The following is an 18,263-nucleotide window of genomic DNA, read 5'->3' as shown; positions in this document are numbered from 1 at the left end:
TAATGTGTTTGCCTTTTGTGTTATAATGTTCTTGCATCTCTTGGTATCCTTTTTTTGTAGTTACTAAAAGTATATCCTATGAGATGCTTTTTTTGTACTACTGGCTAACTTAATTATATAATTTACTTAACATATTAAAATATAAAAATCAAGCCACAAACTTTAAGGGATATATGATATAACTAAATAATTACCGCTTTTAAAGGTTAGGTTTTTTATTTGAAATAAAAAATTTAAGAAGATAATGAAAAAATAAATGATGTAATTTAAAATAAAAATACAAGCATTTATTTTTAAAGTTATTCTATTTTGTATTTTTAGATAAATTCTTAATATTTAATCTTTTTTTCTACGCTTTTTTAATAATTTATAATTTGATATTATTCCTAGTAAGCACAATACTAACAAAATATTACATAAGATTTGAATCATCGTACTGCCCCCATTTCAAAGGTATCTCCAATTTTAAAATCATGTGATGTAATTTTAAGATAACCATAATTTTGATAAATCCTATCAACTAAAGTAAGCATGCTTTTAAATTTATTATTCATAAGGACTCCTCCTTTTATGAAATAAAGGTTAATATGCAACTGCAATAACAACACATTACTAAATAAGCATGAAAGTATATTTATATTATTCATTATAGCATACATAAAGAAAAAAACTGTTTTTATATCTTTAAAAAATAAATTAATGACTTCAAAAAATATGCAACTAAAAAATGGTTGAATTTCAAATTCAACCATTTATTTTGTTTGTTTTTTCTTGCGATTTTTTATATATTTTCTTACTATATTTGAGGTGATTGCATAGGTATACATAAATATTATAGAAAATATTAGAAAGTTAATATTTTCTTGAGTAAAAGACATATATTTAGATAATACATTTCTATAATATAGGTATGCAAATAATATTACAAATAAAGTTGTTACTATAAGCTCTCTTTTCATTTTATATCACTTCAAATCTTATTTTTTACTTTTTCAGCTTTTGCCACATTTTTATAATTATAAACTAAAGTAGAAATAGGTGTGATAATTAAGATAGATGCTAAAACAGCACTAGCAAATTTGAATTGTTTATTCATATTAATTTTCTTACTTTAAGAGTAAATTATTATATTTTAAATAGCATTAGCTCTTTTATTTTCATTTTTATTATATCACTAAAATTATAAAAAAAACAAGAATTATCTTTTTTTAAAAAATATATGGTATAATAAAGGGTATTGCGATTTCAAAATTTAAAAAATTTTCAAAAAATTATTTTTTCAACTACTAATTTTAAAACTAAATTTTAATATAATAAAAAATGGCTGAATTTTAAATTCAACCATTTTTTATAATTTTTTTAGATAAGTTGGTTATTATTAATTTTAAAATTTATTTTCTGTAAAATTTATTTTGTTGGAATACTGGGTCGAAAGTTAGGTTTATTCCTAATTTTCTCAAGGTATTTTTATCTTCTTCTTTTAGCATTACAGTAGAATGAGCCTCACTACCTTTTAGATTTCCAAGTTCTTTCATTGCCTTGTTGGCATCTTTATTGTTCATAGCAGTTATGGCTAGGGCTATTAAAATTTCGTTGGCGTGCAGACGAGGATTTTTATTTTCCAGATGATTTATTTTTAGATTTTGGATAGGTTTAACGTATTCTGGTTCTATTAGTCTAGTTTCCTTATCTATGTTTCCTAATTTTTTAATTGCATTAATTATAAGTGCAGCTGACGGTTCAAATAGTTCCGACCTTTTTCCCGTTACTATTTCGCCATTTGGCAATTCTAATGCTAGGGCAGGAGAGTTAGTTTTTTCTGATTTTTCCCTAGCTATGTCTGTTACTTTTCTGTCGTTTGGAGTAACTCCAATTTCATTCATCAATAATTCTATTTTTTTAATTGCTTGTTTACTAACACGTTCTGCTTTTAAGTCAACAAGTGTTTGGTAGTAGCGACGAATAATTTCTTGTTTTGATGCTTCTATTGCAGCTTCCTCATCAATTATCGAAAAGCCAACCATATTTACACCCATATCAGTAGGTGAAGAATAAGGTGATTTGTTTAAAATTCTTTCAAATGTACGATTTAAAACGGGGAATACCTCAATATCACGATTGTAATTAACGGCAGTTTTTCCGTATTTTTCTAGGTGGAATGGGTCAATCATATTAACATCATCTAAGTCTGCTGTTGCCGCTTCGTAAGCCAAGTTTACTGGGTGGTGTAAAGGTAAATTCCAGACTGGGAATGTTTCAAATTTTGCATAACCAGATTCAATACCTCTTATTTGGTCATGATAAAGTTGCGAGATACAAGTTGCTAATTTACCTGACCCAGGGCCTGGAGCAGAAACAACAATTAAGTTGCGTTTTGTTTCTATGTAATCATTTTTTCCCATACCATTTTCAGATATGATGTAATCTATATTTGTAGGATAGCCATCTATGGGATAGTGCAGGTAAGATTTAATACTATTTTTTTCTAGTTGCTTGCGAAAGTTATCGGCAGCACTTTGGTTTGCGTATTGAGTAATAACGATAGAACCTACATAAATATTAAGTTCATTAAATGTATCGATAAGTCTTAAAACTTCTTGGTCGTAAGATATTCCTAAGTCGCCACGAGCTTTAGATTGCTCAATATTATTAGCGTTAATAGCAATAACAATTTCAACCTCATCTTTTAACTCTTTTAATAATTTTATTTTATTATTTGGTTCATAACCAGGTAATACTCTTGCAGCGTGAAAATCTTCTAACATTTTCCCACCAAATTCCATATAGAGTTTGCCACCGAATTGATTAATTCTTTCTAGTATATGGTTACGTTGTAAATTCAAATATTTTTCTGAATCGAATGCTTGTTTTTTCATAATATTTTTTCACCTCAAACAAATATTATAACAAAAATTTATCTATATTGGAAAAATTTTAATGTAAATTTCAATAAAACTTTATTATTTTTTTATAAAGTGATACAATACCAATAAATAGATTAGTTTATAAAATTTTAGTAATAAGTCTAAGAGGAAGAATATATGAAATTAGAAAAATTATCAGAAAGAAAAGTTATAAGAGATTCTATACACGGTTATATAAATATAGAATACAAAATTATTTGGCAGGCCATAGACACAAAAGAATTTCAACGTTTAAGACGTATTCATCAGTTGGGTGGAGATTTTCAAGTTTATCCAACTGCAGAACATTCAAGATTTACACATTCGCTAGGTGTTTATGAAATAGTTAGACGCATGGTTACAGAAATAAAATCCTTGCATGCAGAATTAAGTGAATATGACAGACTTGCAGTAATGCTTGCAGGACTTTTACATGACATAGGGCATGGTCCATTTTCTCACGCCTTTGAACAGGTAACAAGTCATAATCACGAAGACTATACAATAAAAATACTTTTAGGTGATACAGAAATAAATAAAATTTTAACAAAAGTATCTGCTAGTCTTGCTCAAGATGTTGTAGCTATAATTAATCATGAACATAAAAATGATTTGTTAAATCAGCTTGTATCAGCCCAATTAGATGCAGATAGAATGGACTATCTATTGCGTGATTCTTATTTTTCAGCGACAAGTTACGGTCAATTTGACTTGGAAAGAATACTTAGAACATTTAGGGTAAGAGAACATACTGACGGAAAAAAATATATAGTTACTAAAGAAAGTGGTATACATAGTGTAGAAGATTATATTATGGCAAGATACCAAATGTATTGGCAAGTTTATTTTCACCCAGTAGCCAGAAGTTACGAAGCAATATTTATTCAACTTTTCAGCAGACTAAAAGATATTTACAAGGAAAATAAAAAATATTTTAAAGACTTGCCTGTGATTATTCCATTTTTAACCAAAGAAGAAGTTACAGAAGAAGAATATTTTAAACTTGATGAAAGTGTTGTGCAGTATTATTGCAATATAATTCAAGAAAAAGACGATGAAATAGCTAAAGATTTAGCAAGTAGATTATTAAATAGAAAACTTTTTGAATATGTAGATTATTCAGAAGAAAAATTACTAGAAATAAAAGAGAAATTAAAAAAATATAATTTAGATGAAAAATATTATTTAAGAGAAGAAAATATAGAAAAAAGCCCCTACACGCCCTATACTGGGCAAAAAATTCTAATCGAAAAGAAAAACGGAGAGATTATAGCCCTAGAAAAAGCTAGTAATATAGTTGCTGCCATAACTAAGGGAGACACAAAAAAAGAGGGAACAATTTTCTATCCAAAACTAAATTAATTTTTAAGAAGATGATAAAATACGATAAAAATTATTTTTATTGTATTTTATTTTTTAGATAAAAATCTGCTATATAGTAATATTTATAAAAAATAAAAAATTTTTCTAGTAATAACTTTTGTTAAAAGTTTTTAAAGTATTTTACTAATGATACTAATAATAAATATGTAGTTTGCTATCTTTAATTTATAGAAGAAAATAATTATAATCTTCAAGTGAATGATAATATTCCATATGGAAAAATATAGATAACTTTTAAAAGGTAATTTATTTATACCTAGTTAAAGTGAAAAAATTTCATCTTGTGTAAACATTATTTCACAAAACATAAATTTTAATAAATATCCTAAAATAAATGAAATTAATAAGGAATAATAAAAAATGCAAATTTTAAAGTATGGTGTAGAAATAATAAACTTCTAGTAAGTTATATATTATATTTATATTTATAAATATAATATAATAGAAATTTTAGAAAATAATTATAATTATAAGTATTAGAATGCTATATTTTTGTATATTAAAATAATTTTTCTGACAATTCAAAAAGTTATTGAAAAAAATATTGACTTTTTTATGAATATATATTAATATATATTTCATAAAATTTTTGAAATATAAAATTTTTGAAATATTATTTATTTAGGAGGTATTTATGTCAAAATTTTTAAAAAATTCTTATGTAACCATAGGACTAATGCTATTTGCCCTATTTTTTGGGGCAGGTAATTTAATATTTCCAGCCTTTCTTGGAGCCTATTCAGGAGAAAATGTTTGGCTTGCAATATTAGGTTTTTGTATTACGGGTGTTGGTTTACCTATGTTGGGGGTAGCGGCTATTGCTTATTCAGGTTCTTCTGATGTTGCAGATTATGCTGGACGTGTATCAAAAACTTTTGGTGTATTTTTTGCAGTTGCCCTTTATTTGTCTATAGGACCACTTTTTGCCATACCTAGAACTGGAGCAACTTCTTATTCTATAGGTATAGAGCCTATATTTGGAACAAGTCTTACTGTTAAAATTATCTACGCTTTAGTATTTTTTGGTATTACATATTTTCTAGCAATTAACCCTAGCAAAATTGCTGATCGTGTGGGTAAATTTTTAACACCTAGTTTGTTAATAGTTATAGGCATTTTGGCGACAGCGTCTTATTTAAAAGCAACTTCAGGCTATGGTACACCTTTAAATTCAGGTAAGGGAGTAGCTGATTCTTTCGCTGACACTCCTTTTGTAGCGGGGTTTATTCAAGGATATGGAACATTGGATACTTTGGCCTCTTTAGCTTTTGCAATTATAGTCATCAATGCGGCTAAATTATTTGGAGCGAAAACAGGAAAAGAAGTATCATCTATTACTTTAAAATCAGGTTTATTATCTGTATCATTACTTGCTGTAGTGTATATATTTATTGCCAGAATAGGAGCAATATCACAAGATTTGTTTTCATTACAAGGAGGAGCTTTAACTTATAAAGGAGATGCCATTTCAGGTGGTATAGTATTAAGTTTAACTTCTGATTATTTTTTAGGTAATTTAGGACAAGTTGTCTTAGCTGCTATAATATTTTTAGCATGTCTAACTACTTCTACAGGTTTAGTTACTGCTTGTTCTGAATATTTCCATAGATTAATGCCAAAATTTTCAGAAAGATTTTGGGTAACATTATTTACAATAATTTCAACATTACTTTATTTTAACGGTTTAACAAATATAATTAAATGGTCAGTACCAGTCCTTTACTTACTATATCCGCCAACAGTAATCTTAGTATTTATTACATTTTTAGATAAAATTTTTGATAGTAGAAGAGAAGTCTATGCTACTACGGTAGGGTTCACATTTGTCCCAGCCCTGTATGATTCTATTTCAACATTTTCTGCCCTGACAGAATGGTTTAAAGTTCCAGCAGGTGTAACAAAATTCTTTACAGAAACAGTACCTCTAGGAAATTATTCTCTAGGTTGGCTAGGATTCTCTCTTGTAGGATTTGTGGTAAGTTTTATCTATGTAAAAGTAGTAAAGAAGTAATTAAGTAAAAATTTTCTAATGTAAATTTTCTATCATTAAAAATTTAGAAAAATAATTTAAAATAAATATTTAAAAAATTATTTTAAGAAAAGATAATAAAAATATTTTTATTAATATTTACATATAAAAAAGCTACGGAAATATTTCCGTAGCTTTTATTTTTTCTTATTATTTTTACGCCATACCAAGTAAGAAACTATTATAAATAGTAACACGAGTCCTACATAAGAACTATAATCACTTATTATTTCTCCAGTATGGGGCAGTCTAGCTAATAATTTCATAAGAACTCCTTTAGCTTGATTTATTTTATTATGCTATTTCAGATTTTTCTTCTCTTGAAATTTCTTCTATTTTTTCTTTAGTTTCTACAACTATTGAATCAATATCTTCTTTATATTCTTTTATTTTTCCTTCGACATTGTCTTTTTTTACAATTTCTTTAAGTTCTTCAGATTTTAATGAAATTCTGCTGACTATATCCTTCACATCATTAATATAATTATTTAAGGCAGGTGTGATTTCTTCTTTTAAAATTTTTGTAGCTTCTGTTAGATTGTTAGTAAGTTCAGCTCCCTTGTCTTTAATAGCAAAGGCACTGTCTTTAATAGCCACACTGTCGTTAACTAGTTGCTTACCGTATTCTACCGTATCATTTACCTTGTTATTTAATTTTTCTATATTTTCTTTGGTAACTCTTTCCAAGTCATTTTTCAGGTGTTCAGCAGATTCTGCTATACCATTTTCTTTTGTATAGTTCCACATACATTTTGTATAAGATATAGAATTATTAGCCTTTTCTTTTAAAATTTCTTTATGTTCTTCAGCTTTTTTTGGATTATCTAGATAGTACTTAACAGCATAGGCTCCAGCACCTAGTAATAGTAATTTTGATATTTTTACCACAATAAATTCCTCGTTTCATCTTTATTAAGTTAATTTATTATAACACACTTACTTAAAAAATAGTATAAAATAACATATAAAAAAATTTGGAAAATAATTTTTATTTTTTCTTAATATTTTTAAATTGTGTTATAATTATATAGATTAATATTTTTTAGAAATTTTTGAAAGGAGGCAGTATGTATAGAGATAATATAAAACCTAAAAAGGGCGATATTGTAAAAATTATTGCATATAAACATAATGGTTCTATTCACAGAATTTGGCATAAAAATACCGTATTAGAAGCTAGTGAAAAATTTGTGATACTAGCTAACCATAAAACATCTGTAACAGAAAGTGATAATCGTACTTGGGTTACTAAAGAAACAGCCTTTGTTTATTTTCATATAGATTGTTGGTTCAATATAGTTTGTATGCTTAGGGAAGATGGGATACACTACTACTGCAATTTGAGTTCACCATTCGCATCAGATGTAGACGGTATTAAATATATTGATTATGACTTGGATATTAAGAGATATCCTGACGGCAAGTATTTTTTATTAGATGAAGATGAATATAACTTACATAAACTTCAGCATAATTATGGGGAAAATATAGACAAGATATTACGATATAACGTCAATAAATTAAAACATTGGATTGACTACGACTTGGGACCTTTTTCTAAAGAATTTATCCATGTATGGACTGAAAATTATGAAAATATGAAAAAGCAGGTTTACTAATATGTTGCTAGGAAAGTTTACAGTAATAACTAGAAAAGATAAAATTTCAGAAGAAATAGCTTTGAAACTAAAAAATTTTTTATTAAAAAATAAGATGCAAGAAGATGAAACAAGTCCTGAATATATTTTTGTAGTCGGTGGCGATGGTACGGTATTAAAGGCTTTTAGAAAATACCTAGATATAATTAACAAGGTTAAATTTTTATCTATCCACACAGGACATTTAGGATTTTATACAGACTATCAAGCAAAGGACTATGAAAAAATTTTTGACGATATGCTCTCAAAAGAACCAAAAATTGAAAGTTATCCTCTTGTGGCAGTGGAAGCCTATTGTAAAAGTGGTAATTTATTAACGAAGAGTTACGCCCTAAATGAAATAACCTTAAATAATTCTTTGGGGACTACCTACATTGCAGAATTACTTATTGACGGCGAACATTTTGAAAATTTTCGAGGCGATGGAATTTGCATAAGTAGCCCAACAGGCTCAACAGCCTATAATAAAAGTTTAGCTGGAGCGGTTATTCACCCAGGGCTTGACGTTTTTCAAGTAACTGAAATAGCGGCATTAAATAATTTAGTGTATAGAACTTTAGGTAATTCTATGATTTTATCAAAAGATGAAAAACTTACTATTAAACCAAAGAAACAAGACAATAATCACAGATTAAGCATTGACCAATCTTTTTATAGCTATGACTCCCTATCTAAAATAGAAGTAACCCTATCGAAAACACGCAAAATTTCATTTATCAGATATAATCAAGTGAGTTTTTGGCAAAGGGTTAAGAGGTCGTTTATCGGTGAATAATTTAACTTTAAGATATGTGGTTAAAAAAGAAGAGATTTTACGAGATTTCCTACTAAGTAAAAATATTTCTAAAAAAACTCTTATTAGAATTAAATTTGATAAAGACGGCAGTATTAAGGTTAATAATAAAGAAGAAAATGTTAGATATAAACTTTTACTAGGAGATGTGGTTGAAATTACATTACCTAGTGAAAGTTTTTCTAGTCATATCCGCTACTTTTTTGATAAAATAAATATTTTATATGAAGATGAATATATTTTAATAGTAGAAAAAGGAGCAGACCTCCCCACAATTCCGTCAAGAAACTCCTCGGATAAAAGTTTATTAGAACAGATAAATGGGTATTTTGTAAAAAATAATTTTTCGACGATTCCACACATAGTTACTAGACTTGATAAAAATACAAGTGGTTTAGTTCTAATAGCAAAACACAGGCATATTCACTCCTTACTTAGCAAAATAGATATTGATAAATACTATCTGGCTTTGCTACATGGCAATAGCCCCAAAGAATTAATCATAGAAAAAAATATTGCTTGTGCAAGTAATAGCATTATAGAAAGAATAATAAGTCCTGATGGAGAATATGCAAAGACTTCTTTAGAAAGATTAGCCTATAATGAAAAATTTGATTTTACTTTGGTAAAATTCAAATTATATACAGGTAGAACACATCAAATAAGAGTTCACTCTAAGAGTATAGGACATTCACTTCTGGGAGATGAATTATATGGCGGTAAAAAAGACCTGATTAAAAGGCAGGCGCTACATTGTCATAATTTAATTTTCAATCACCCCATAACCAATAAAAAAATTAATATTAAAAGTGAATTAACTTATGATATGGCTTGCTTAATAAAAAACGTCAAATAAAAATTTGACGTTTTTTATTTTGCTCTAACTTAATTTTGTTAGATGTAATTTTTTGTAGTTAAATTTTAGTCTGCAACTTAATTTTTAAAATTTAGTAGAAATTATTTAAGAAAAATTATTTTTGTAATACTTAAATTTTATATGGCAAATTAGTCTAAGGAATTTTTATACAAATATTTAAAGGATATTATTTTTAATTTCCTTGAAACAAACTAATTTTTAAAAATTTCTTTTAATAAGACTTAAAAATATTTTTATTCTATTTATAATAAATTCATAAAAATAAGTCTAAGTTTATCATTTTAAAAAATTATTTCAATCAAGAGATTTTTATCCAATTTAATTTTTTATGAATTTAAGTAACCTTATTAAATTTTAAAAAAATAATCTCAATATATGATTTTAATTTCAAAAAAATTTATAAAAAATATTACTTCAAATAAATTTAAAATAAATTATTTTTTAATACAGGCTACTGTAAATAAGTAAAATATAGTTTTTAAAATAAAAGTCAAAAAAAATCAAAAAATTAATTTTTATCTATTGACTTTTTTTGACTATAATGTTAATATTTTAAATATGAATTAGCACTCATTGATTTAAAGTGCTAATTTATGAAGATAAGAAGGTGATTACTATGCTATTAGATAGGCAGATACTTATTCTTCAAACCATAGTAGAAAATTTTATTACTACCAATCAACCAATAGGTTCAAAACATATTTCAAAAGATATGAAATTCTCTTCTGCAACTATCCGTAATGATATGAGCAAGCTAGAAAAAGAGGGATTTATAATGAAGACTCACACGTCTTCTGGTAGGATACCATCAGAAAAAGGTTACAGGTATTATGTTGATTATATAAATACTGAGTATAAGCTAACAGACAAGGATAATAGTGTATTAAATTCTATTTTGACAGAAGATATTTATTCTGAAAAAAATTTTTTAGAAAAAAATGCAATAGTCTTATCCGATTTGACAGATTGTACTGCAGTTATATTAGCACCAACAAAAACCGACAAACGTATAAATAAAATAGAAGTTATTTTATTAAGTAGTAAGAGTATTTTAGTTATTTTAATTACGAATACTGGCGAAGTTCATCAACAAAATTATAAGATGCAGGCAGATTTTACGTCTGAAGAAATAGAAGAAGTTAATAAAATTTTAAAGACTTATTTTTACGATGTAGAAATGGCACAAGCCCATATATTATTGCACAGGGAATTAGAAAAATATTTAAAAGAGTGTGTTAATAATTATGACATGATAGTTATTGCTTTGAATAGGCTACTAAGTAATAAGATGAAAAAAACTATTGCACTTGGTGGGAAATACAATCTACTAAAACAACCTGATATAGATGATTTAGATAAATTAAAAGAGGTAGTTAGTCTTTTGGAAGATGATAAAATTATTGATTTAATAGATGAAAATGTTAAGTACAGAGAAACATCAATTAAAATCGGTAATGAACTTTCACTGGATAAAATTACTGATTTGTCATTGGTATCAAGTACATTTTCTAGCGACAAAGGAGAAGGGGTAATTGCTGTTTTTGGTCCAAAAAGAATGAATTACAAAAAGGTTATGACACTTATTAATTGTGTTAAAGATAACTTAAATAATAATTTAAAGTAATAGGAGGTAGAAATGACTACTGAAAAAAATGAAGAATTAAAAGAAGAAATTTTAGCAGAAACAGAAAATTCTGAAGAAATAAAAGACTTAGAAACTTTGGACGGAGTAGAAACTTCAGAAGAAGAAATAGAGGAGAGTGTAGAGCAAATTTTAGAAGCTAAGGTTTTAAAATTAGAAGAAGAAGTTAAATCTTCAGAAGATAAATATTTAAGACTTTATGCAGAATTTGAAAACTTTAAAAAAAGAAAAAACCAAGAAATAGAAACTAACAACAAGTATAAAAGTCAGAAATTAATATCAGAAATACTACCTAGCCTTGATAATTTAGAACGTGCATTGGCAAGTACTCAGGAAACTGAAGCCAATTCAGGATTATTAAAAGGAGTACAGATGGTATATGAAGGTTTGCAAAAGGCCTTATCTTCAGAAGGTGTCGAATTAATAGAAGCAACTGGAAAAGAGTTTGACCCTAATTTCCATCAGGCAGTAATGCAGGATAGTGATAGTCAAAAAGAAGAGGGAATTGTATTAGAAACATTCCAAAAAGGCTATAAGTTAAAAGATAGAGTTATTAGACCAGCCATGGTTAAGGTAAGCTCTTAATATAAAATTAAAATAATAAGTTATAAAATTACATTTATAAAAATATAGAATTAAAATTTTGGAGGAAAAAATAAATGTCAAAAATAATAGGAATAGACTTAGGAACAACAAATTCATGTGTATCAGTATTAGAGGGAGGAGAAGCTAAAGTTATCCCAAATCCAGAAGGTAACAGAACAACTCCTTCAGTAGTATCCTTTAAGGGTGAAGAAATTCAAGTTGGTGAAGTTGCAAAACGCCAAGCTATCACTAACCCTAATACTGTAATTTCAATAAAACGTCATATGGGAACAGATTATAAAGAAAAAGTAAACGGAAAAGAATATTCTCCTCAAGAAATATCAGCAATGATTTTACAAAACTTAAAAGCAACTGCTGAAAGTTATTTAGGAGAAAAAGTTACTAAGGCTGTAATTACAGTACCAGCTTACTTTAATGACTCACAACGTCAAGCAACAAAAGATGCAGGGAAAATTGCTGGTTTAGAAGTAGAAAGAATAATTAACGAACCAACAGCCGCAGCTCTTGCCTACGGTTTAGAAAAAACTGATGTTGACCAAAAAGTTCTTGTTTTCGACTTAGGGGGTGGAACATTTGACGTTTCTATTCTTGAATTAGGTGATGGAGTATTTGAAGTTCTAGCTACATCAGGAGATAATTTACTAGGTGGAGATGACTTTGACCAAGCTATAATTGATTATCTTGTAGCAGAATTTAAAAAAGAACAAGGACTAGATTTATCTAAGGATAAAATGGCTATGCAACGTCTAAAAGATGCTGCTGAAAAAGCTAAAAAAGATTTATCAGGAGTTACTTCTACACAAATTTCATTACCATTTATTTCAGCAGGAGAAAATGGACCAGTTCACTTAGAAAATACTCTATCTCGTGCAAAATTTGATGAATTAACTCATTCATTAGTAGAAAGAACTTTAGTTCCTACCCGTCAAGCTCTTAAAGATGCTGGACTTAATCCGAGTGAAATTAACCAAGTAATCTTAGTAGGCGGTTCAACTCGTATTCCAGCTGTGCAAGAAGCAGTTAAAAAAGAAATGGGTAAAGAACCTCACAAGGGAGTTAATCCAGATGAAGTAGTTGCGATGGGTGCAGCTATTCAAGGTGGAGTTATAACTGGAGATGTAAAAGATGTAGTATTACTAGATGTTACACCATTATCACTAGGTATTGAAACAATGGGTTCAGTAATGACAGTATTAATACCGAGAAATACAACTATACCTACATCCAAATCACAAGTATTCTCCACTGCAGCAGATAATCAACCAGCAGTAGATATTCACGTGCTACAAGGTGAAAGACCAATGGCATCTGATAATAAAACTCTTGGAAGATTCCAATTATCTGATATACCGCCAGCGCCTCGTGGAGTACCTCAAATAGAAGTAACATTTGATATTGACAAAAATGGTATCGTAAATGTAACGGCTAAAGATTTAGGAACACAAAAACAACAAAAAATTACTATCGAATCTAGTTCATCACTAACAGATGAAGATATAGACAGAATGGTTAAAGAAGCAGAAGCAAATGCAGAAGCTGACGCAAAACGTAAAGAAGAAGCTGACCTTCGTAATGAAGCAGACCAATTAAGTTTCCAAGCTGACAAAGCACTAGAAGATGGTAAAGATAAAGTTGACCAAAGTTTCTTAGATAGAATCAAAGAAAAAAATGATGTCTTAAAAGAAGCTATTAAAAATAATGATTTAGAAGCTATGAAGTCAGCTAAAGATGAACTTAGCAAGGCAGTTCAAGAAATGACAATGAAACTTTACGAACAAGCAAATGCAGCACAACAAGCGGCTGCTGCTGGAGCAGATCAAAATTCTTCATCAGCTAATAACAATGACGATGTAGTAGATGCTGATTTCACAGAGAAAAAATAAATATAGTTTTAAATAAAATATGACTAAATATTAAGTATCTTATTTCAAAACGACTAAAAATATTTTAATAAAAATTTTCTAGCAATAGATGCTTTATAAAAAATTAGTTGAAAATTATTTTATAAAACTTTTAAAATATTTTGATAACAATAAGGGGAGCAGGCTACAACCTACTCCCTTATATAAGTATAACAGAGGTAGATAATGGCAAAAAGAGATTATTATGAGGTGTTAGGCATAAGCAAAGGAGCTAGCGACCAAGAAATAAAAAAAGCATATAGAAAATTGTCAAAACAATACCATCCAGACATAAACAAAGAAGCAGGTGCTGACGCAAAATTTAAAGAAATTACGGAAGCCTATGAAGTATTAAGTGATGAAAATAAAAAAGTCCAATATGACCAATTCGGTCATGCAGCCTTTGAACAAGGTGGTGCAGGATTTGGTGGTGGATTTGGAGGATTTTCTGGTGGTTTTTCTGGGGCAGATTTTGATGATTTAGGAGATATATTCTCTAGTTTCTTTGGTGGTTCTGCACGTAGAAGAAATCCTAACGCACCACGTCAGGGGGAAGACTTGTTACACAGGATGAATATTAGTTTTAAAGATTCTGTATTTGGAATTAAAAAAATTATCAAACTGCGTAAAGATGTAGAGTGCGACTATTGTCATGGAAGTGGGGCAAAAGATTCTTCTAGTGTAGAAACTTGTCGAAACTGTCACGGAAGTGGAGTTGAAACTTATGTTCAACAAAGTGTTTTTGGACAAGTGCAAAGTCAAAGAACATGTTCATACTGTAAGGGAAGCGGAAAAATAGTTAAAGATAAATGTTCTCATTGCTTTGGTAAAGGACACAACAATAAAGAAGTAGAATATGAAGTAGATATACCAGCAGGTATTAAATCTGGACAAAGAGTTAGATTGCAAGGTAAGGGTGGACCAGGTGCTAATGGAGGACCAGCAGGAGATTTATTTATAGAAGTAATAGTCCCTGAAGATAGCTATTTCTACAGAGAAGGTGATGATATTTATACAGAGTTAGAACTTTCTCCAGCCCAAGCAGCACTTGGAGCAAAAATAGATGTTCGTACCCTAACAGGAGAAATTGAACTGAATATTCCAGCAGGAACACAACATGGCAGAAAATTCAAGTTAGCTGGTAAGGGTGTTAATAATGTTATGGGCTATGGAACAGGCGACCACTACATAATCACAACAATAAAAATTCCTAAAGATTTAAGCAACAAAGAGCGTGAACTTTATGAAGAATTAGCTAAAATTCGTGGAGAAAAACATTCTTCGCAAGAAGGATTTTTTGAAAAAGCTAAAAGAAAAATAAATGAAGCCTTAGATGATTTGTAATAAAATTATAAATTAAGACTGACTTTAAAAATATAAAATAATTATTTTATATTATAAGTTTTACTAGGTTAAAAATAAAAGACAACTGCAAAGTTGTCTTTTTTATATTTAAAATTGCTAAAGTAATTAATATATAATATTTATTAAAAATAAAAATAAATATTTCAAACTTTTCATTTTAAAAAGCCTATTATATCAACATTTTGATAAATCAAAATATTTTATCATCAATTTTTTTCATCAACGCACTTGCCAAAGAGGCAACAAAAACTAAGTATTTTATAAATGGTTAATGATAAAAAATTTCAAATTAATAACTTTATAAATAACTACTGATAAAAATTTTTTAAATTAATAATTTTATAATAATTAAAAAATAATACTAATTACTTCTATATAAAATAAAAAAGTCAAGCTAGTAAAGTCTTGACTTTTATTTTATTCTTTTATCTAAATCATAACATAGACTAGAAAATTTTATTTTTCTAAGAGAATTTTCAAAGTCTATTTGAATTTCATTAAAGACAGGATTGATAACATCTTTGACATTTGCTCCGACAGGGCAGTCTGTGTTTACATTGTCGTGGCTTAGAAATAATTTTTTATTATCATCTTCAATAGCTAAAAATATATCTAATAGACTAATATCCTCAATATTTTTAATAATTTTCGCTCCACCAACACCTGTTTCTACAGAAATTATGCCAGATTTTTTAAGTTTTCCTAAAATATTTCTTATAATTACAGGATTTGTTGTTAAAGATTCTGCGATATAAGTAGATGTTACCTTGTCTACATTTTGAAATTTATAAATTGTAAGTAATATATGTAATGTTATTGTTAATTTTGAAGAAAATTGCATATAAATCTCCTTTGTAGATACATTATAGCATAAAAAATATTTTTTTAAAAATATTAGTTGTAACTATTGACATTACAACCTTAAAATGATAAACTTTAGTTGTAACAAAAAAAATTACAACTAAAAATTAAATTTAAGGAGAATTAAAATGAAAGTAGCAGTATTAAGTTCAAATGGAAAAGTAGGAAGTCTAGTAGTAGATGAATTTTTATCTCGTGGTCATGAGGTAACAGGTTTTAGTCGTTCTGAAAATAAATCTAATGTAAAGAATTTTATTAAAAAAGATATTTTTGATTTAACAAAAGAAGATTTAGCAGGTTATGATGTTGTTGTTGATGCTTTTGGAGTTTGGACAGAAGAAGAATTTCCATTATTTACAAAAGTAACAAATCATTTATCAGAAATATTAGCTGGTAGTTCAGTAAAATTATTAATAGTTGGTGGAGCAGGTAGTCTTTATGTTGATTCAGACCATAAAGTTCAGTTATTAGACACTCCAGATTTTCCAGCTGAATTTTATCCGTTAGCAAAAGCAATGACAGATGCTTTAGCAGTGCAAAGAACTAAAAATGATGTAGACTGGGTATTTATTTCACCAGCTGCTGATTTTGTAGAAGATGGTGAGAAAACTGGACAATATATTATAGCTGGTGAAGTATTTACTGTAAATGAAAAAGGAGAAAGTATAATTTCTTATGCAGATTACGCAGCAGCCTTAGTTGATATAGCAGAAAGTGGTAAATATTCTAAAGAAAGAATTAGTTTATTAGGAAAATAAAAAGAGTAGGAAAAATTGAATTGTTTTAAAGAGTTGGATATAAAAAATCCAACTCTTGAATTTTAATTCAGTAATTCCTACTTTTTTTATAAATTTTTTGTTATTTTTTCTTGGATAATAGCAAATTCTTCTGGGCTAACTTTTTGTGGTGGCCATTTAACTTCTAAGTTATCAAAATTATTTTCTTTGTCTTTATATCTTGGTACTACGTGGAAGTGTAGGTGAAAAACACTTTGTCCTGCATATTCTTCATTGTTTTGGAAGATATTAACGCCGTCAGCGCCAAAACTTTCTTTTACTGCATTGGCAATTTTTGGCAATACTCTTCCTATGTGGGCAGCAGTTTCACTATCACAGTCAAAAATATTTCTACTATGTTTTTTTGGTATGATTAATGTATGCCCCTTAGTTATTGGGAAAACATCTAAAAATGAATATACATACTCATCTTCATAAATTTTGTAACTTGGTATTTCCTTATCTAATATTTTTTCAAAAATAGTTTTTTCCATAATTCTCTCCTATTAATCTAATTTTTCTAATGTTTTAGTTAGTAATTGTTTTAGATTACCACTAATTTTTTGGGCTGTTTTTAAAACGTGTTCGTGGTCGTGTTTGCGTTCTTGTATTCCAGTTGCCATATTTGTAGCACAAGCAAGAACTGCAACTGGTAATTGTGCATGATTAGCAGCTATAACTTCTGGTACAGTTGACATACCAACTAAATCACAACCCATGGTTTTGAATGCTTGAATTTCTGCACGAGTTTCAAAGTATGGGCCCATGAAAAATCCGTAAGTACCATGATGTAAAGTTATATTTAATTCTTCAGCAGATTTACTTAGAGTTTCTACAAGTTTTGGATTAAATGGAGTAGTCATATCAACAAATCTTTGTCCAAGTCTGTCATCATTTGCTCCAATAAGTGGATTGTCTGTTACTAGGGATATAAAATCATCTAGGCAAACTATATCACCTTCAGAATAATTTGTATTTATAGCACCGCAGGCATTTGTTATGAATAGCCCTTTAATGTTCATAAATTTTACAACATAAGTCATAAAGGCAACATCTTTCATGCTGTGTCCCTCGTAGTAGTGTAGTCTACCATTAAGAACCATAACAGTTTTTCCAGCAACATTACCAAAAGTAAGTTTGTTTGCGTGTCCCTTAACATGACTTGATTTATTATTTCCTGGGAAGTTTGGAATGTCAGCGTAACTTAGTTCTTTTTGATTATCAAGTTCTAAAGAAATACCACTTCCTAAAACTACTGCATAATCAATTTTTTCTCCGTAAAAATCAGAAATAAATTTTGCAGTTTCGATAATTTTATCGTAATAAGTCATAAATTTCTCCTTAGTAGTTTAGTTTATATAGTAATTATAGCAAAAAAACTTTTAAAAATAAATTAAGTATATATAATTATGATTTTTTATTTTATAAATTTTTTTAATTTTTATTAAACTTGATAAAAATATACAATA

General features: G+C 28.1%; 17 protein-coding genes. 10 read left to right on the top strand and 7 right to left on the bottom strand.

Annotated features, from left to right (window positions below; all coding sequences use genetic code 11):
* Positions 1 to 970 precede the first annotated feature (970 nt).
* Both KMP12_RS07710 and KMP12_RS04595 read right to left on the bottom strand, forming a co-directional pair.
* Positions 971 to 1,096, bottom strand: coding sequence for a hypothetical protein (locus tag KMP12_RS07710; protein WP_256442622.1), 126 nt, complete (start codon positions 1,094 to 1,096; stop codon positions 971 to 973).
* Between the two features lie 295 nt (positions 1,097 to 1,391).
* Positions 1,392 to 2,876 (bottom strand): DUF1846 domain-containing protein, encoded by a 1,485-nt coding sequence (locus KMP12_RS04595; RefSeq protein WP_215756569.1) that lies wholly within the window; start codon positions 2,874 to 2,876, stop codon positions 1,392 to 1,394.
* 165 nt (positions 2,877 to 3,041) lie between these two features.
* Between KMP12_RS04595 and KMP12_RS04590 the strand changes: the two genes are divergently transcribed.
* Positions 3,042 to 4,265 (top strand): HD domain-containing protein, encoded by a 1,224-nt coding sequence (locus tag KMP12_RS04590; RefSeq protein WP_215756568.1) that lies wholly within the window; start codon positions 3,042 to 3,044, stop codon positions 4,263 to 4,265.
* Positions 4,266 to 4,920: 655 nt separating this feature from the next.
* Positions 4,921 to 6,297 (top strand): branched-chain amino acid transport system II carrier protein, encoded by a 1,377-nt coding sequence (brnQ, locus tag KMP12_RS04585; RefSeq protein ID WP_215756567.1) that lies wholly within the window; start codon positions 4,921 to 4,923, stop codon positions 6,295 to 6,297.
* A 155-nt stretch (positions 6,298 to 6,452) separates the two neighbouring features.
* Here brnQ and KMP12_RS04580 read toward each other — a convergent pair whose 3' ends face one another.
* Entirely contained in the window at positions 6,453 to 6,581 is a 129-nt protein-coding gene (locus KMP12_RS04580; protein WP_215756566.1) for an LPXTG cell wall anchor domain-containing protein, read from the bottom strand.
* A gap of 28 nt (positions 6,582 to 6,609) precedes the next feature.
* Positions 6,610 to 7,203 (bottom strand): hypothetical protein, encoded by a 594-nt coding sequence (locus KMP12_RS04575; protein ID WP_215756565.1) that lies wholly within the window; start codon positions 7,201 to 7,203, stop codon positions 6,610 to 6,612.
* Between the two features lie 179 nt (positions 7,204 to 7,382).
* Here KMP12_RS04575 and KMP12_RS04570 point away from each other — a divergent pair, with 179 nt between their 5' ends.
* The 7 genes from KMP12_RS04570 (at position 7,383) to dnaJ (ending at position 15,136) form a co-directional block, all read left to right on the top strand.
* Entirely contained in the window at positions 7,383 to 7,934 is a 552-nt protein-coding gene (locus tag KMP12_RS04570; RefSeq protein ID WP_215756564.1) for a DUF402 domain-containing protein, read from the top strand.
* A gap of 1 nt (position 7,935) precedes the next feature.
* Complete coding sequence (locus KMP12_RS04565; protein ID WP_215756563.1) at positions 7,936 to 8,748, top strand: NAD kinase; 813 nt, start codon at positions 7,936 to 7,938, stop codon at positions 8,746 to 8,748.
* A complete protein-coding gene (locus KMP12_RS07565) occupies positions 8,741 to 9,622 on the top strand; it encodes an RluA family pseudouridine synthase (RefSeq protein WP_215756562.1) in 882 nt (293 codons plus the stop codon). The genes KMP12_RS04565 and KMP12_RS07565 overlap by 8 nt, the downstream gene beginning before the upstream one ends.
* A gap of 637 nt (positions 9,623 to 10,259) precedes the next feature.
* A complete protein-coding gene (hrcA, locus tag KMP12_RS04555; RefSeq protein ID WP_252344704.1) occupies positions 10,260 to 11,267 on the top strand; it encodes a heat-inducible transcriptional repressor HrcA in 1,008 nt (335 codons plus the stop codon).
* Positions 11,268 to 11,279: 12 nt separating this feature from the next.
* Positions 11,280 to 11,870, top strand: a complete 591-nt coding sequence (grpE, locus tag KMP12_RS04550; protein WP_215756561.1) for a nucleotide exchange factor GrpE — start codon at positions 11,280 to 11,282, stop codon at positions 11,868 to 11,870.
* A gap of 74 nt (positions 11,871 to 11,944) precedes the next feature.
* Complete coding sequence (gene dnaK, locus KMP12_RS04545; RefSeq protein ID WP_215756560.1) at positions 11,945 to 13,774, top strand: molecular chaperone DnaK; 1,830 nt, start codon at positions 11,945 to 11,947, stop codon at positions 13,772 to 13,774.
* Positions 13,775 to 13,978: 204 nt separating this feature from the next.
* Positions 13,979 to 15,136: a molecular chaperone DnaJ gene (gene dnaJ, locus KMP12_RS04540; RefSeq protein WP_215756559.1), complete on the top strand. Its 1,158-nt coding sequence runs from the start codon at positions 13,979 to 13,981 to the stop codon at positions 15,134 to 15,136.
* A gap of 433 nt (positions 15,137 to 15,569) precedes the next feature.
* Here the strand turns inward: dnaJ and KMP12_RS04535 are convergent, their stop codons facing one another.
* Positions 15,570 to 15,998 carry an Rrf2 family transcriptional regulator gene (locus tag KMP12_RS04535; protein ID WP_215756558.1) on the bottom strand — a complete coding sequence of 143 codons (429 nt, stop codon included), beginning with the start codon at positions 15,996 to 15,998 and terminating at the stop codon, positions 15,570 to 15,572.
* Positions 15,999 to 16,146: 148 nt separating this feature from the next.
* Here KMP12_RS04535 and KMP12_RS04530 point away from each other — a divergent pair, with 148 nt between their 5' ends.
* Positions 16,147 to 16,776: an NAD(P)-dependent oxidoreductase gene (locus KMP12_RS04530; RefSeq protein ID WP_215756557.1), complete on the top strand. Its 630-nt coding sequence runs from the start codon at positions 16,147 to 16,149 to the stop codon at positions 16,774 to 16,776.
* 86 nt (positions 16,777 to 16,862) lie between these two features.
* Here the strand turns inward: KMP12_RS04530 and KMP12_RS04525 are convergent, their stop codons facing one another.
* Entirely contained in the window at positions 16,863 to 17,288 is a 426-nt protein-coding gene (locus tag KMP12_RS04525) for an HIT family protein (protein ID WP_215756556.1), read from the bottom strand.
* 12 nt (positions 17,289 to 17,300) lie between these two features.
* Complete coding sequence (locus KMP12_RS04520; protein ID WP_215756555.1) at positions 17,301 to 18,125, bottom strand: purine-nucleoside phosphorylase; 825 nt, start codon at positions 18,123 to 18,125, stop codon at positions 17,301 to 17,303.
* Between the last annotated feature and the right edge of the window lie 138 nt (positions 18,126 to 18,263).

It is taken from the genome of Gemella sp. zg-1178 (genome assembly GCF_018790995.1).
In the GTDB taxonomy this organism is placed as follows: Bacteria; Bacillota; Bacilli; order Staphylococcales; family Gemellaceae; genus Gemelliphila.
The sequence above is the reverse complement of the archived record's forward strand: the minus strand, read 5'-3'. Positions and strand labels throughout refer to the sequence as shown.

Bases quoted from the DNA above. Each gene is read 5' to 3' on its own strand.
- KMP12_RS04565 (WP_215756563.1), top strand. From the start codon at position 7,936: ATGTTGCTAGGAAAGTTTACAGTAATAACTAGAAAAGATAAAATTTCA.
- KMP12_RS04580 (WP_215756566.1), bottom strand. From the start codon at position 6,581: ATGAAATTATTAGCTAGACTGCCCCATACTGGAGAAATAATAAGTGAT.
- hrcA (WP_252344704.1), top strand. From the start codon at position 10,260: ATGCTATTAGATAGGCAGATACTTATTCTTCAAACCATAGTAGAAAAT.
- KMP12_RS04525 (WP_215756556.1), bottom strand. From the start codon at position 17,288: ATGGAAAAAACTATTTTTGAAAAAATATTAGATAAGGAAATACCAAGT.
- KMP12_RS04595 (WP_215756569.1), bottom strand. From the start codon at position 2,876: ATGAAAAAACAAGCATTCGATTCAGAAAAATATTTGAATTTACAACGT.
- KMP12_RS07710 (WP_256442622.1), bottom strand. From the start codon at position 1,096: ATGAATAAACAATTCAAATTTGCTAGTGCTGTTTTAGCATCTATCTTA.
- KMP12_RS04535 (WP_215756558.1), bottom strand. From the start codon at position 15,998: ATGCAATTTTCTTCAAAATTAACAATAACATTACATATATTACTTACA.
- brnQ (WP_215756567.1), top strand. From the start codon at position 4,921: ATGTCAAAATTTTTAAAAAATTCTTATGTAACCATAGGACTAATGCTA.
- KMP12_RS04590 (WP_215756568.1), top strand. From the start codon at position 3,042: ATGAAATTAGAAAAATTATCAGAAAGAAAAGTTATAAGAGATTCTATA.
- dnaK (WP_215756560.1), top strand. From the start codon at position 11,945: ATGTCAAAAATAATAGGAATAGACTTAGGAACAACAAATTCATGTGTA.
- KMP12_RS04570 (WP_215756564.1), top strand. From the start codon at position 7,383: ATGTATAGAGATAATATAAAACCTAAAAAGGGCGATATTGTAAAAATT.
- grpE (WP_215756561.1), top strand. From the start codon at position 11,280: ATGACTACTGAAAAAAATGAAGAATTAAAAGAAGAAATTTTAGCAGAA.
- KMP12_RS04530 (WP_215756557.1), top strand. From the start codon at position 16,147: ATGAAAGTAGCAGTATTAAGTTCAAATGGAAAAGTAGGAAGTCTAGTA.
- dnaJ (WP_215756559.1), top strand. From the start codon at position 13,979: ATGGCAAAAAGAGATTATTATGAGGTGTTAGGCATAAGCAAAGGAGCT.
- KMP12_RS04520 (WP_215756555.1), bottom strand. From the start codon at position 18,125: ATGACTTATTACGATAAAATTATCGAAACTGCAAAATTTATTTCTGAT.